The organism is Paraburkholderia youngii (assembly GCF_013366925.1).
GTDB classification, from domain to species: domain Bacteria; phylum Pseudomonadota; class Gammaproteobacteria; order Burkholderiales; family Burkholderiaceae; genus Paraburkholderia; species Paraburkholderia youngii.
Window position 1 is genome coordinate 36,001 of sequence record NZ_JAALDK010000004.1, and the last position, 14,032, is coordinate 50,032.

Below are 14,032 nucleotides of genomic sequence, written 5' to 3' on the forward strand. Positions count from 1 at the left end.
GACGATGCGACGATCAGGCGCCCAAGGTGAAGAGGATTGCTTACATCACGAGAGAATAGAATTGTTCAGCTGCAGTCGAGGCGACGCCATCGTCATACATCTGCCCCTTGCGGATCATGTGTGCGATCTCAATGCCAGACAGGATGATGCGCGCACAGCGGAAATCCTTGAACCCCATCATCGGTTTGATGATGCGTTTGATGGCACGGTGATCCTGCTCGACGACGTTGTTTAGGTATTTGTTTTGCCGGACCTTGATCGGCGTTAAACGCTCGGCATTGAGCGCTTCAGGCGCAGCCAGATTGGCACCGCTCCTGTCCACGGTGATTGTCTCGGGCTCGCCGTTCTGTTCAATCGCCTTCTCGAAGTAGCGGCGCGCCGCGGCCTTGTCCCGATGGGCGCGCAGCAGGAAATCCACCGTGTTGCCCGCCTTGTCCACGGCACGGTACAAGTATTTCCAATGGCCTTTGACCTTGACACAGGTCTCATCGACGCGCCAGCTCTTGCCGACAGGCCGTTTGCGTTTGCGGAATGCTTTTCCAAACACCGGCAGCAGCTTGATAACCCACCGGTGCACGCTCGAATGGTCCACCTCGATACCCCGGCTCGGCCATCATTTCTTCGAGGTTTCGTAGGCTCAGTGAGTACGCCACGTACCACCGGACGCACAGCAGGATCACGTCCAGCGGGTAGTGCAGCCGCTTCAGTACCTTGCCAATGCCAGCGGGCAGCCTCTTGCATGGCGTCTTCGTCTTTGTCATCATGCTTCTCATGCGTTGTCGTCGGCGGATTTTACTTGACCGCGTTGTTGCGACAAAACCTTATTGCCAGGGGCTGATGCTGCCGATTGCGCGTAAAAGTGTCGAGCCGCTGGCAGCCCATCTCGAGCCGCATCGCGTGAGTGCCCGGCATCAGTCCCTGCATCACTTCGTTTCAAAGTCCGAGTGGTCTGACGCTGCATTGATAGAACAGGTTCGATGCTGGGTATTGCCACACATGGATCCGTCAAACGGGCTGTACTGGATCATTGACGACACGGGTTTTCCGAAGAAGGGAAAGCATTCAGTGGGCGTGGCGCGGCAATACTGTGGGCAGTTGGGTAAGCAGGACAATTGCCAGGTGGCCGTGAGCCTGTCGGTGGCTACCGGGGAGGCGAGCCTGCCCGTCGCTTATCAGCTTTACCTGCCGCAGGAATGGGCGCACGATCCGGCAAGACGGCAGCAGGCCGGTGTGCCTGAGGAAATTGGTTCTGTTGCAGTAAGGGTGTCGGGACGAGAAATGTCGATATGATAAGTATTGCTTATGACACAAGGGAGTAAAACTGCTGGGAAGCAGGCGACGGGTCTTTGCCCGCAGATTTCATCTGTCCTTTCCTGATCATGTGCATTACCTCGATGCCGCCGAGAATGACCCTCGCACGGTGGAAGTTCTTGACTCCCAGCATCGGCCGGGTCCGGCGTTTGATAGCCCGATGGTCCTGTTCGACAATGTTGTTCAGATACTTGATCTGACGGACCTTGATCGGCGTCTCGCGATCGGCATTCACCGCATCCAGTGCGGCCAGATTGGAGCCGCTTTTGTCGATGGTCACGGTCTCTGGCGTACCATTATGGGTGATCGCCTTTTCAAAGAACCGCCGGGCAGCGACCTTGTCCCGCCTGGCCCTGAGCAGGAAGTCGACCGTGTCGCCCGCCTTGTCCACTGCCCGGTAAAGATATTTCCACTCACCTTTGATCTTGATATAGCTCTCGTCCATTCGCCAGCTTTTCCCAACCGGACGCTTGTGCTTGCGGAAGCTCCTTTCGAAGAGCGGCAGCAGTTTGATGACCCAGCGGTACACCGTCGAATGATCCACCGCGATACCACGCTCGCCCATCATTTCCGCAAGATTGCGCAAACTCAGCGAATAGGCCACGTACCATCGCACGCACAGCAAAATCACTTCAAGCGGGTAGTGATGGCGCTTCAGGACCTTGGCCAAGCCCGGCGCGAGTGTGGTTCGCGGTGTCTTCGTCTTCTTCATCGCACAGCTCAAAAATTCGCTACCCAATTTTAACGTGGGCCTTACTGCAACAGAACCCCTGCGCAAGCCCGGCGATCGCCACACGGTGCGTGACCACCAGCCGCCTGAAGCGCAAGCGTGGCTCGAGCACGATCCACAGTGGTGCCTGGCGCGGGCAAAGGATATCGGGCCAGCCTGCCACGCGCTCGTTCTCGCGATGTTCAACGACAAGGTGCTCGTCAACCTGCGCGGCGCGCAGGGCGTCGTGAGGCTTCGCGAGAAGGTCGGCAATCAACGGCTGGAGGCTGCGTGCGAGCGTGCGCTCGTGGTCGCCAGCCCCAAGTACCGGACCGTCAAGACGATCCTCGACAAGGGGCTGGACAGCCAGCCCACCGCACCAGCGCCGACGCCGACGCCGACGCCTGCCGACACCTATCTGAACGGCGGCCGCTTCGGCCGTGACCTCCAGTCCCTTCTGATCCATTGAACGCCTATGCATCCCAGTCCAGAACTGAATACGATCCTCAAGCAGTTGCGCCTCTCAGGCATCCTCGACTCGCTTGAGCAACGCAACCGTCAAGCCATCGACGGCCAACTTGCCTACACGGAGTTCCTCGCCACGCTTCTGCACGACGAGGTCGCGCGGCGAGAACAGAGGAAGCTCGGCGTGCGGCTCGCCCGCGCTGGCTTCTCCCTGGGCAAGACCCTCGAGAACTTCGACTTCGACCGCGTGCCCAAACTCAACCGCGCTCACATCCATGATCTCGCCACCGGCCGCTACATCGACGAGAAGGTCTGCGTGCTGATGGTCGGCCAAACCGGCGTCGGCAAGTCGCATCTCGCGCAGGCCTTGGGCCACTGCGCCGCACGCCAGGGCCGCGATGTCCTGTTCATCACGCAAACCGAATTGCTCAAGAAGCTGCATGCAGCACGGGCGACTGAGCTCTATGAACGCAAGTTGCAGCAGTTCGTGCGCGTTCCGGTGCTGATCGTCGATGACTTCGCACTCAAACCCCTGCGTGCGCCCCACGACGAAGACTTCCACGACCTGATCGCCGCCAGGTATGAGCGCGCGGCGACGATCCTGACGTCGAATCTCGACTTCAGCGAATGGGGCGACGCGTTCCCCGACAACCGCATCCTCGGTGCTGCCACGCTCGATCGGCTACGGCATGGCGCCTACCGTGTCGTCATTGAGGGTGAGAGCTTCCGCAAGCCGAAACCGATGCCCGAAAACGGCGAAAACGCGGTTGCCAAATCAGGCAAAAAAACGCATTTCTTGAGTCCCTTCGAAATCGCGTTTCGGGGCCATTCCAGGTGGCCTCATTACGCCGATCATCCCCGGCTCGATTACGCCGATCCGTGACACCAACGTGACAGTGCCCTCGCAGGCTCACCCCGTAGGTTTTCGCCGCCGCAGTCTGCGTCATGCCGTCACGCACGGCCTGCACCACCATTTTTCTCAGGTGCGCCTGCGTGGCGCCGTCCAATTTGCGGGCATCAGTTTTCGTCTTCATGCCCATATAACGCACAACGCACTATTTGGTGCACTCGTCAGTAACCGATTCGCCCCCGCGCTATTTGCACCAGAGCCACAAAATCAGTCTATTCGAAAACTCTGAATAGGCATCGAGAAAAATACATAATTGTCGACGTGGATCAAATTTTAGTTCACTTCCTTTATAGGCACGTGTTGCCTACAGATCGAAGCGTTCTTCGCCACTCGTCCGCAGCTCACGGAACGCGCCCGGGCATTGATTACTGTCGCACAGCCAAGCGCAATCGTGCCATGGGAACAGTTGCGCCTGCCCCACGAGGTCGATGGTTCGCACGGCAGTTTCCGGGCCCCGCGCGAGGCCTGCACGCTGAACGCAACGAACGACTACGAGGCGGTGCAGGCGTGGCTTGCACTGCACGAGACGGTTGCCACCCAACGCGCCTACCGCAAGGAAGCCGAACGTCTCATCCTGTGGGCCATTGTTGAACGTGGACAGGCGCTGTCGTGCCTGACGACCGACGATGCGATCGCGTATCGGGCGTTCATCAGGCGGCCGACGCCGCGCGAGCGCTGGGTCGGTCCGCCCCGATCGCGCGATTCGGTTGAGTGGCGACCCTTCACGGGCGGACTGTCGGCGCGCTCGACGGCCTATGCGCTGACGGTTCTCTCCGCGCTGTTTCGCTGGCTGATCGAGCAGCGCTACGTGCTGGCCAATCCGTTCTCCGGCATCAAGGTCCGCGGCCACACGTTGCGTCCGGCGATGGACACGACTCGAGGCTTCACGGAAGGCGAGTGGTTGCTGCTACGCGTGATTGCGGACGGCCTTGACTGGTCGTACGGGTGGTCTGATCCTGCTGCGCAGCGGCTGCGCTTCCTGCGCGACTTCGGCTATGCGACGGGCCTGCGCGCGAGCGAGCTGGTTGGCGCCGTGCTTGCCGACGTTCGTGTCGACGAGCGCGGCGATCACTGGCTGCATCTGGTCGGCAAGGGCGCCAAGCCCGGCAAGGTGGCGTTGCCACCACTTGCGCGCACTGCACTCGACCAGTATCTGGTCCAGCGAAAACTCCCGGTGACGCCGGAACGCTGGAACCCCAAAACGCCACTGGTCGGCAGCCTCGGGGACGATGGCAACGCCGGCATTGCCGGCGCACGCCTGTGGCGCGTGATGCGCCGTTTCTTCACACAGGCAGCCGATGTGGTACAGGCCGAACAGCCCGCGACCGCCGAAAAGCTTCGCCGCGCGAGCCCTCACTGGATGCGCCACAGTCATGCGAGCCATGCCCTGGTACGTGGTGCAGAATTGACCACTGTCCGCGACAACCTTCGCCATGCGTCAATCGCAACGACCTCGATGTACCTGCATGGCGACGAAATCCAGCGTGCGAAGCAGATGGATCAGGCCTTTGCGGCCCGAAAATAAGGCCTAACCGCATGAATCAAAAAGACTTCCAGAAAATCAGGGCGTCCGGCTTATAACCCCTAGCTACATACCCCTACCCTATCGCCAAAAACCGGCCAGGCGGGCCATAGGCGCGTTCTCGAGTACTGGATTCGCGGGCCGGCTGCGCCCTTCTTGGTGTCCATCGTCTTTTTCAGCCGTGGCGGGTCGATGGTCTTGGAGCTGGCCAAGGTGACCGGCTTGCTGCTTTCCCTGCCAAATCGCCTTTGGCGGCCTCACAGCAGCCGCGGGCGGTTGCTAGGTCGATGACCTAGCCGCCGCGGTGCGCGGCTTGACCGCGCTCGTTGGGGGTTTCCTTCTGGCCGCAGGCCAGCTCAAGCTAAGGGGGAAGGGGGCTGCCGCGAAGCGGTGGGGGAACCCCGCAGGGGTGTCCCGGCCGCAAGCCGCTTTGGGGCTTTACGCCATGACGTTTTATCCACAAGCCAATGCGTTTTAGAGTTTTAAATAAGTTTTAAAGATGTTTTAGCCGCTAAAAATGCCGTTTTTTTCTTATGGATCAAGGCATTGCGGAATCGGCCGGTGTGTAATAGACGGAATCCGGTGTGTAATAGACGGAATCCGGTGTGTAATAGACGGGTTCGGGTGGGTAAAAGACGGTCTATCCACAAGCTGGAAGGGCCTCCGGCCGGTAGGGCCTAAAGGCCTAGCCCCGGCTCCGTCTATTACACACCGCTCATCGCCAAAGCCGGCGCGTCGCGGTATCTCATAACGATCAGCGGGCCGCCCTGCCCCGCTTCCTCTCCTAAGTCATACTCGGGTAAATCGTTGGCCAAGATGATCTTGCGCAACATGCGGCAAAACTCCTTGAACGTGCCGGCGCTGCCACTACGTTCATAGAGCGTCTGGAACGCCCATTTCGCCTCATTGCGGCCAGCAGCTCGCCGCGCCAAGCGATACAGGAATCGACCGATCCCCGGCTCGATCAGGAAATAGTCGGGATGCACTGTCAGAACGTCGGGCTTCTTGCCTTCCGTCACCTCACGATAGAGCCATCCGGGGATCTGGATCTCGACCGATGCAACGCGGCCGTTGTCTTGGTAGGACACAACCGAGTAGTCGCCAATCAATCCCTCCGCGTTGACCTCCCGAACCGGCCGGCCGGCTTGGTTGGCTCTGATGCGGACGTTCTTGATGGTCGTGCCTTTGAGGCGGGCTAGCGACGCCTCGACCTCGATCGCCTGCCGGCCGCCGTCGCCCTTCCGGCAGAACTTCAAAATCTCGGAGATATGCGGCCGGAATACGCGGCCCGGCTTTGGCCCCAGCCTCGCCTGATAGCGATTCGTCGCCTCCGTCAAGTGCGACACGATCATCAGCACAATGTCGTAGTCCCATACCGACGCCATGCCGTGCGGCCCGGCCTTCACCTCGACATAGCCATCTGGCAGCTCGTAGCGGATCACCTCGCCGGCGCGCTTCTCGCGCTTGGACAGTCGGAACACGGCCACGTCCATGATGCTGCGGTCGTCCTTGGCCGCTACGTCGTAGAGCGACGGGACGAAGAAATCGAGCTGCTCGTCGCCACTCGGCGGCGGCCGCATCGAGCTTGCTGTCGCTGGTGTGGCCACCGCGCAGTTTTCACTCGCGGCGGCCATCGCGTTCACAGTCAGGTTGATGTAGTTCATCAGCGCGACGGGAACCGGCCCCAGCACATACCAGCACTTGCGCTCGGCGTCCCATCTCGCGCCGTGGCACTTCGCAAGGTCTTTCTTGTCGAAGTCGATTTTCAGGTAAGTCCGAGTCCTGCGGTGCGCGCGTGGTTCCGGGTGATTCATTGGCTTTCCTAACTAATCAGACTACGCTCACGTGCCCATGCCGGCGCATTCATCAGCTCGTCAATGGGGCGGTTGGCGTTGTCACGGGCGTTGTCACGTTGTCAACGGCGGTCGAGTAAGATGGCCATATGACCAAGAACAAATCGCTTTAATCATGACCATCGGTTTCCAGCAGCTGTCATTTGCTGTGCGGTTCGCTGGTACTTCCGGTTGCAGTTGAGCCTGCACGACATCGAAGAGTCGCTATTCGAGCGCGGCGTCGTGGTCAGTTACTCACGAGTGCACCAAATAGTGCGTTATGCGTTATATGGGCATGAAGACGAAAACTGATGCCCCCGCAAATTGGACGGGGCCCACGCAGGCGTACCTGAGAAAAATGGTGGTGCAGGCCGTGCGTGACGGCATGACGCAGACTGCGGCGGCGAAAACCTACGGGGTGAGCCTGCGAGCAGTAAGCAAATGGATGAAGCTGGCGCTCGACGGCGGCCTGCGGGCGCTGCGACCTGGCAAGCGAGGCCGCCTGCCGGGAAGTGGTCGGTTGAATGGCATTGTCAACTTGTCGGCAGTGGCTCGGACTACGGCGAAGAGCCAATCGCTCAGGAGACAGTCGACGGATTTTGAGCGATGCCGGTGAATTCACGCCACGCAGCGAATCGGGATGCGAGTTGTTTGCGATAGAGCGAAGCACGTAGCAGGTGTCGCTTGAGCGCGAAGTGCTGCCGGATCAGGCCGAAGCTGGAGAGAAAAGCCTGCGTGCGCTTCGGGTCGCGAAATCCGCGCATGCGCCGCTCACGTTCACGCGTAGGCTGATGACTATTCTCTGCCCGGTTGTTCACCCGGGCCGCAGCCTTGACGAACACATGCTTGACGTTCGCCAGTTCGGGGATGTCGGCCTTGGCTGCCGGGTAGCTGCGAAGCTTGATCGGTGACAATCCTTCGTGGCGCGTCGGGACAGGCGGCCAGCACGCGGTTGAAGAAGCGCTTTGCTGCGGCCTTATCGCGACGTTTCTGCAGCAGGATGTCGAGTTCGGCGCCGTGCTGGTCGACTGCCCGCCACAGCAGATAAGGCTCACCGCGCAACGTAACGAAGACTTCGTCAAGATGCCATGTGCGGCCAGGTTTGCGGCGAGCAGCTTTGACGCGATGTGCGAAGCCCGCGCCGAATTTGTCGCACCAGCGGCGGATCGTCTCGTAACTGACAACGACACCGCGCTCGAACAGCAGTTCTTCAATATCACGCAGGCCAAGTTGGAACCGCAACTACCACCGAACCGCGAGATCAATGATTGCCGCCGGGAACCGGTGGCCATAATAAAGCGATTTTCTTTTCTTCATCGTGACATCTTACGTGACTACCTCGCCAACGTGACAGTGCCGAACTGCTGGCCGAGACGATCGAAGCGGCGAAGCGTGCGGGCGTGATCAAGGCCGCAAGCGCGAAGCGCATAATCGTTGACACGACGGTCATGCAAAAGGCGGTCGCCCATCCAACCGATTCGCGTCTGCTCGAACGGTGTCGCGAACATCTGGTGAAGGCTGCGGCACGGCACGGGTTGAAGCTGCGGCAGAACTACAACCGCGAGGCGCCGCACGTGGCACTTCAGATTGGCCGCTACGCCCATGCGAAGCAGTTCAAGCGCATGAAGAAGGCGCTGCGCACGTTGCGCTCGCGCGTTGGGCGGGTGATGCGTGATGTCGAGCGTCAGTTCGATTCAGTCGCCGATACTGGGCGCATCGCGCTGCAGGAATTGATCAGCCGCACGAGGCGGATCCTGTCTCAGAAGCAGAAGGACAAAAACAAGCGGTACGCACTGCATGCGCCAGAAGTTGAATGTTTGGCGAAAGGCAAAGCCCGCACGCCCTACGAATTCGGTGTGAAAGTGTCGATCACGACGACACACAAGGAAGGGTTTGTGGTTGGCGCCCGCTCGATGCCCGGTAACCCATACGACGGTCACACGCTGGCTGAAGCGTTGGAGCAAGCGGCGATCTTGAGCGATGTGAAGCCCGACGTCGCCATTGTAGATCGCGGTTACAAGGGTGTCGCTGTCGAGGGAGTGAAGATCTACCACCCGGGATTGCGACGCGGAATCACGAGGGGCCTGCGCGCGATGATCCAAAGGCGAAGCGCGATCGAGCCTGCCATTGGTCACATGAAGGCCGACGGCAAACTCGACCGGAACTGGCTCAAAGGCGCACTCGGCGATGCAATACACGCAGTGCTGTGCGGCGCTGGCCACAACCTGGGGATGATCCTCAGAAAGCTGAGGCTTTTTTACGCCCTTGTTCTGATCGCCTGGCTTAGCCGATCAATCACCGTCGACTTCCAGGCTTGAGGGCAAGCGCCGACCAAACGAATTATTCAGACCCGACTCATGAGCAGCGGAAACCCGACTGGATTGAACATCGGCGATTCCGTCTGGCTTGTACCCGGCTCCAAGACGACGCTCTACAGCTCGGTTCCTGTCAACGTCGATGTGCTGCTACCGGTTGTGCAAACCCTGGCGTCGTCGACAGAAGCGATTGTCGGTTTCGCCGCCTTCCATATCGATGCGTCGCTACGGTCAATCATCGCTTTGCGCTCAGCAATCCCGCCTTGGTGAGCGCGCCGCTTAAAAAATCATTCTCCAGGGTGAGCTGTCCGATCTTGGCGTGCAGCGTCGTCACGTCTACCGGCGGTTCATTCGATGCGGCACCAGCCGATCCAAATACGTCGGCCGCGGGTTCTGTTGCAGTAAGGGTGTCGGGACGAGAAATGTCGATATGATAAGTATTGCTTATGACACAAGGGAGTAAAACTGCTGGGAAGCAGGCGACGGGTCTTTGCCCGCAGATTTCATCTGTCCTTTCCTGATCATGTGCATTACCTCGATGCCGCCGAGAATGACCCTCGCACGGTGGAAGTTCTTGACTCCCAGCATCGGCCGGGTCCGGCGTTTGATAGCCCGATGGTCCTGTTCGACAATGTTGTTCAGATACTTGATCTGACGGACCTTGATCGGCGTCTCGCGATCGGCATTCACCGCATCCAGTGCGGCCAGATTGGAGCCGCTTTTGTCGATGGTCACGGTCTCTGGCGTACCATTATGGGTGATCGCCTTTTCAAAGAACCGCCGGGCAGCGACCTTGTCCCGCCTGGCCCTGAGCAGGAAGTCGACCGTGTCGCCCGCCTTGTCCACTGCCCGGTAAAGATATTTCCACTCACCTTTGATCTTGATATAGCTCTCGTCCATTCGCCAGCTTTTCCCAACCGGACGCTTGTGCTTGCGGAAGCTCCTTTCGAAGAGCGGCAGCAGTTTGATGACCCAGCGGTACACCGTCGAATGATCCACCGCGACACCACGCTCGTCCATCATTTCCGCAAGATTGCGCAAACTCAGCGAATAGGCCACGTACCATCGCACGCACAGCAAAATCACTTCAAGCGGGTAGTGACGGCGCCTCAGGACCTTGGCCAAGCCCGGCGCGAGTGTGGTTCGCGGTGTCTTCGTCTTCTTCATCGCACAGCTCAAAAATTCGCTACCCAATTTTAACGTGGGCCTTAGAAGCGTTAACAAAATGAGTTCTTCAGCTTTCGCCAGCAGATGATGCAGCAGGCGATTTTCATGAAGGCTTCATGGATGAATGCAAGACGTTCGAAGCGGATGCGCAGTCGTCGAAAGTTATGAAGCCACGAAATGGTGCGCTCGACCACCCAGCGTGTTTTGCCCAGTCCGCTGCCGTGGGGCTCGCCGCGTCGGGCGATTTCAGTCGCGATGCCGGCTGCGTGTAGCGGACGGCGGTATTTGTCGTGATCGTAGCCCCGGTCGCCTTGAACAATGCGGGGCTTCGAAAGCGGCCGGCCACGCTTGCCAGCAATGGGCGGGATGGCGTCAACCAGTGGGTGAAGCTGGGTAACATCGTTACGGTTGGCGCCCGTGAGAATTACCGCGAGCGGGATGCCCTGCGCTTCGGTGATGAGGTGGTGCTTTGAACCGGGTCGCGCGCGGTCCGTGGGATTCGGTCCCGTTTTTGACCTGCGCCCGCGGCGCGGATCGAGGAGGAATCGACGACGACACGGGACCAGTCAATCTGGTCAGCCGCGCGCAGCCTGGCGAGCAGGACTTCATGCAGTCGGTCCCAGACGCCAGCAGCCTGCCAGTCCCGCAGACGGCGCCAGCAACTCATGCCGCTGCCGCAGCCCATCTCGCGTGGCAGCAGGTCCCAGCGCAGGCCTGTCTGCAGGATGAACAGGATGCCAGTGAGCAGCGCACGATCATCGAGCGGCTTGCGCCCAGGATAACGGTTTCGCCTTGGTTTGGGAGGGGGCAGTAACGGTTCGATGAGTGCCCAAAGTTCGTCGTCGAGTATGGGTTTAGCCATGTCCTTTTCGTCGTCGAAACAATGAAAAGGTTAACAGGATTCATCGAGAGTAAACAGCCCCTTTGTTCATTTTGTTAAGGTTTCTTACTGCAACAGAACCCTCGGCCGACGCCTGCGGGCCAGGACACGCAAACTCCGGGCGAGGCTAAGAAGCGACGTGATGGTGATCCGACAGGAATGCTCGTCGGAGTTGTGTTCTGCCGTTTTCTGCAACAGGCCAACTGCAACTTGCAGAGAACGCTTTAACGCGACAATGTCCACATATGTCGTCGGGAGTTGGACAAACAGGACGACCATCCAGACAATTGATCCCGCCCCTCCAGTGTCCCAGAAACCGTTTTGCATAAGCGTCTGATCCTTCCGAGGATGGAAGCGGCGGTCGCCGTCCACATGAACGGGCGTTTATCGGGTTGTACTGATCGACGTAACGTTGGATACTGCCGCTGAAGCCGAGCTTGTCGCCGCCTTTCTTTGCCGCGGTTGTGGTGCCATCGCCGTGGATGATGCGCGTGTCCAGACGGTCGTCGCCATGCAGCCTGAACACCGAAGCCTCGAAAACGGTTGTGTCGCGTTAAGGACGATGTATGACGATGGCGTCGCCTCGACTGCAGCCGAACAATTCTATTCTCTCGTCATGTAAGCAATCCTCTTCACCTTAGGCGCCTGATCTTCGCATCGTCCTTAACGCGACACAACCCATCTTATTACCCCGATCTTTCATCGACCTATCTATGCACCAACGCCCATTTGATCGCTTTCACTTGCCAGTTTCGCCATGACTCTCGCCGGGCAGCTCGGCGCCGTGCGCACGGATCGCGGCAATCAGCTCGGCCGGCGTGATCTCATAGCGCACCTCGCGCTGAGTCCCGGGTTTGCGCTGGTCGACGTCGATCAGGACCAGGCTTTTGCCGTCAGGCGCAGCTTCGAGTCGCACCGTGCGCCGCACGCTCGCGGTCAGCGCGTCGCTGTCAGTCAGCAGATGGACGGCGCCGTGCGCGCCATTGTGGGGGGGGTCATCGGACCAGGCTCCTGAAAAGACTCACCGGCGATACCTGCAAAAGCTCACCGTCCGAACATCATTTGCCGAAAGTCGGCTTCGTCCATTTCTCCGCGCTCAACTCGCCGCAAGACGGCCTCACCCACGAGCGCGAGCGTTCGTGCCTGGTCGGCTTTGCTCTCCTTGTATGCCTTGCGGCGCGCCTTGTCGGAAGCTTTTCGTGCCTCTTTCAGGGCGTTCAGCTTTTGCTTCGTCGCCGCTAGACGGTCTTTCAGCAATGTCATCAGTTGCTCCTTACACGTCCAATCATTCTAATCGCACACCTTAACCGATTTGACACGCGCTATTGACACCGCAGCCCTTGATCTGCCGCAAGGAGTACCTTCATTACGTCCTTCTTGTCACACGCACCCTGTATCGTGCAGCAATAGGACATTCCGTGAGGAATAGGTAGCCATGCCGAAAATCGATGCAGGATCCCGTCCGGCGGCACTAGATGTCGCATTAGTTCCTACGGCCGCTGGCGATGCCCTTAGCGCTCCCGTTGACTCCGCTCCCCCGCAACCATCGTGCAGCACCATACTTCTCCCACTAACGCGGTTGGTGTGTGGCCGACCGAGCTGGCGCACGACAGGCGCTGCGTTACAGGAAGGCAACTCGGTTGCAGCGTCATTGGAAGCAGCCGAGGCGCGATCTGCGGTGCCGGCATTGACGCGCCAATTCGGCATGAGTCACAGAAAAGCGCTGGCGACGCGCGGTCCAGTGCTTTGCGCACCGGGGACTGGAAATGTCATCGATTGTTGAAACTTCCTTGTGCCCCCCGTTCCACTACCCCCGCGTTTGCGAGACAAGATTGCGGCTGTCGAAGGCGCGATGCACGAAGCGAAAGCGCCGCTCAGGAAGTACGCGCAAGCGGCGATTAGCCGCGTACGGCATCGTGCCACGCAGGAGTCTTCAATAACGCATCTTGACATCGGAAACCTGAAGGTGTTGGCAGATGTCGAGAACCAACGCAACCACGGACTGCAGTTGCGACAATTTACTCACCAAGATCACTTCATCGCCGCGGTAAAGTCAGGCGTATCGGATTCGTTTCGGTTCTGTTGCAGTAAGGGTGTCGGGACGAGAAATGTCGATATGGTAAGTATTGCTTATGACACAAGGGAGTAAAACTGCTGGGAAGCAGGCGACGGGTCTTTGCCCGCAGATTTCATCTGTCCTTTCCTGATCATGTGCATTACCTCGATGCCGCCGAGAATGACCCTCGCACGGTGGAAGTTCTTGAATCCCAGCATCGGCCGGGTCTGGCGTTTGATAGCCCGATGGTCCTGTTCGACAATGTTGTTCAGATACTTGATCTGACGGACCTTGATCGGCGTCTCGCGATCGGCATTCACCGCATCCAGTGCGGCCAGATTGGAGCCGCTTTTGTCGATGGTCACGGTCTCTGGCGTACCATTATGGGTGATCGCCTTTTCAAAGAACCGCCGGGCAGCGACCTTGTCCCGCCTGGCCCTGAGCAGGAAGTCGACCGTGTCGCCCGCCTTGTCCACTGCCCGGCAAAGATATTTCCACTCACCTTTGATCTTGATATAGCTCTCGTCCATTCGCCAGCTTTTCCCAACCGGACGCTTGTGCTTGCGGAAGCTCCTTTCGAAGAGCGGCAGCAGTTTGATGACCCAGCGGTACACCGTCGAATGATCCACCGCGACACCACGCTCGTCCATCATTTCCGCAAGATTGCGCAAACTCAGCGAATAGGCCACGTACCATCGCACGCACAGCAAAATCACTTCAAGCGGGTAGTGACGGCGCTTCAGGACCTTGGCCAAGCCCGGCGCGAGTGTGGTTCGCGGTGTCTTCGTCTTCTTCATCGCACAGCTCAAAAATTCGCTACCCAATTTTAACGTGGGCCTTACTGCAACAGAACCTGTTGATGTGC

The 14,032-nt window shown here is 59.1% G+C and carries 11 protein-coding genes and 8 pseudogenes; 9 read left to right on the forward strand and 10 right to left on the reverse strand.

The window, feature by feature from the left end; genetic code table 11:
- Positions 1-40: 40 nt before the first annotated feature.
- A protein-coding gene (locus G5S42_RS42575; RefSeq protein ID WP_176112584.1) for an IS6 family transposase occupies positions 41-764 on the reverse strand; the annotation gives its coding sequence in 2 pieces (ribosomal slippage) (positions 41-604 and positions 606-764; 723 coding nt in all).
- On the opposite strand from G5S42_RS42575, the pseudogene G5S42_RS42580 reads away from it, so the two are divergent.
- A pseudogene (locus tag G5S42_RS42580) lies at positions 763-1,245 on the forward strand (IS701 family transposase); the annotation flags it as partial. The gene G5S42_RS42575 and the pseudogene G5S42_RS42580 overlap by 2 nt on opposite strands.
- Positions 1,246-1,300: 55 nt before the next feature.
- On the opposite strand, the gene G5S42_RS42585 reads toward G5S42_RS42580, so the two are convergent.
- Positions 1,301-2,023 (reverse strand): IS6 family transposase, encoded by a 723-nt coding sequence (locus tag G5S42_RS42585; protein ID WP_176112586.1) that lies wholly within the window; start codon positions 2,021-2,023, stop codon positions 1,301-1,303.
- Positions 2,024-2,063: 40 nt separating this feature from the next.
- On the opposite strand from G5S42_RS42585, the pseudogene G5S42_RS42590 reads away from it, so the two are divergent.
- The 3 pseudogenes from G5S42_RS42590 to G5S42_RS42600 form a co-directional block, all read left to right on the forward strand.
- Positions 2,064-2,489, forward strand: a pseudogene (locus G5S42_RS42590) (IS21 family transposase); the annotation flags it as partial.
- A 6-nt stretch (positions 2,490-2,495) separates the two neighbouring features.
- Positions 2,496-3,272 (forward strand): annotated as a pseudogene (gene istB, locus G5S42_RS42595) (IS21-like element helper ATPase IstB); the annotation flags it as partial.
- Positions 3,273-3,702: 430 nt separating this feature from the next.
- Positions 3,703-4,920: pseudogene (locus tag G5S42_RS42600) on the forward strand (tyrosine-type recombinase/integrase); the annotation flags it as partial.
- 701 nt (positions 4,921-5,621) lie between these two features.
- Here the strand turns inward: G5S42_RS42600 and G5S42_RS42605 are convergent.
- Positions 5,622-6,731, reverse strand: coding sequence for a replication initiator protein A (locus G5S42_RS42605; protein WP_176112588.1), 1,110 nt, complete (start codon positions 6,729-6,731; stop codon positions 5,622-5,624).
- A gap of 180 nt (positions 6,732-6,911) precedes the next feature.
- Between G5S42_RS42605 and G5S42_RS42610 the strand changes: the two are divergent.
- Both G5S42_RS42610 and G5S42_RS42615 read left to right on the forward strand, forming a co-directional pair.
- Positions 6,912-7,019 (forward strand): annotated as a pseudogene (locus G5S42_RS42610) (IS6 family transposase); the annotation flags it as partial.
- An 88-nt stretch (positions 7,020-7,107) separates the two neighbouring features.
- Positions 7,108-7,365 (forward strand): helix-turn-helix domain-containing protein, encoded by a 258-nt coding sequence (locus G5S42_RS42615; protein ID WP_281375217.1) that lies wholly within the window; start codon positions 7,108-7,110, stop codon positions 7,363-7,365.
- Here G5S42_RS42615 and G5S42_RS42620 read toward each other — a convergent pair.
- A pseudogene (locus tag G5S42_RS42620) lies at positions 7,328-8,066 on the reverse strand (IS6 family transposase). The gene G5S42_RS42615 and the pseudogene G5S42_RS42620 sit on opposite strands and share 38 nt — an antisense overlap.
- Before the next feature lie 41 nt (positions 8,067-8,107).
- On the opposite strand from G5S42_RS42620, the pseudogene G5S42_RS42625 reads away from it, so the two are divergent.
- Together G5S42_RS42625 and G5S42_RS42630 are read left to right on the forward strand one after the other, a co-directional pair.
- Positions 8,108-9,067, forward strand: a pseudogene (locus G5S42_RS42625) (IS5 family transposase); the annotation flags it as partial.
- A gap of 39 nt (positions 9,068-9,106) precedes the next feature.
- Positions 9,107-9,334, forward strand: coding sequence for a hypothetical protein (locus G5S42_RS42630; RefSeq protein ID WP_176112591.1), 228 nt, complete (start codon positions 9,107-9,109; stop codon positions 9,332-9,334).
- Here G5S42_RS42630 and G5S42_RS42635 read toward each other — a convergent pair.
- From G5S42_RS42635 to G5S42_RS42645, 3 genes and pseudogenes are all read right to left on the reverse strand, one after another.
- Positions 9,289-9,458 (reverse strand): annotated as a pseudogene (locus tag G5S42_RS42635) (IS3 family transposase); the annotation flags it as partial. The gene G5S42_RS42630 and the pseudogene G5S42_RS42635 sit on opposite strands and share 46 nt — an antisense overlap.
- Positions 9,459-9,508: 50 nt before the next feature.
- Positions 9,509-10,231 (reverse strand): IS6 family transposase, encoded by a 723-nt coding sequence (locus G5S42_RS42640; RefSeq protein WP_176112593.1) that lies wholly within the window; start codon positions 10,229-10,231, stop codon positions 9,509-9,511.
- A 50-nt stretch (positions 10,232-10,281) separates the two neighbouring features.
- A protein-coding gene (locus G5S42_RS42645; RefSeq protein WP_176112594.1) for an IS5 family transposase occupies positions 10,282-11,093 on the reverse strand; the annotation gives its coding sequence in 2 pieces (ribosomal slippage) (positions 10,282-10,745 and positions 10,745-11,093; 813 coding nt in all).
- 430 nt (positions 11,094-11,523) lie between these two features.
- Here G5S42_RS42645 and G5S42_RS42650 point away from each other — a divergent pair.
- Entirely contained in the window at positions 11,524-11,733 is a 210-nt protein-coding gene (locus tag G5S42_RS42650) for a hypothetical protein (protein ID WP_176112596.1), read from the forward strand.
- 117 nt (positions 11,734-11,850) lie between these two features.
- Here the strand turns inward: G5S42_RS42650 and G5S42_RS42655 are convergent, their stop codons facing one another.
- The 3 genes from G5S42_RS42655 to G5S42_RS42670 all read right to left on the reverse strand — a co-directional run bounded on the left by G5S42_RS42655 (position 11,851) and on the right by G5S42_RS42670 (position 13,964).
- Positions 11,851-12,072 (reverse strand): hypothetical protein, encoded by a 222-nt coding sequence (locus tag G5S42_RS42655; protein WP_176112768.1) that lies wholly within the window; start codon positions 12,070-12,072, stop codon positions 11,851-11,853.
- Positions 12,073-12,155: 83 nt separating this feature from the next.
- Positions 12,156-12,374: a hypothetical protein gene (locus G5S42_RS42660; RefSeq protein ID WP_176112598.1), complete on the reverse strand. Its 219-nt coding sequence runs from the start codon at positions 12,372-12,374 to the stop codon at positions 12,156-12,158.
- Positions 12,375-13,241: 867 nt separating this feature from the next.
- Positions 13,242-13,964, reverse strand: a complete 723-nt coding sequence (locus G5S42_RS42670; protein ID WP_176112602.1) for an IS6 family transposase — start codon at positions 13,962-13,964, stop codon at positions 13,242-13,244.
- Between the last annotated feature and the right edge of the window lie 68 nt (positions 13,965-14,032).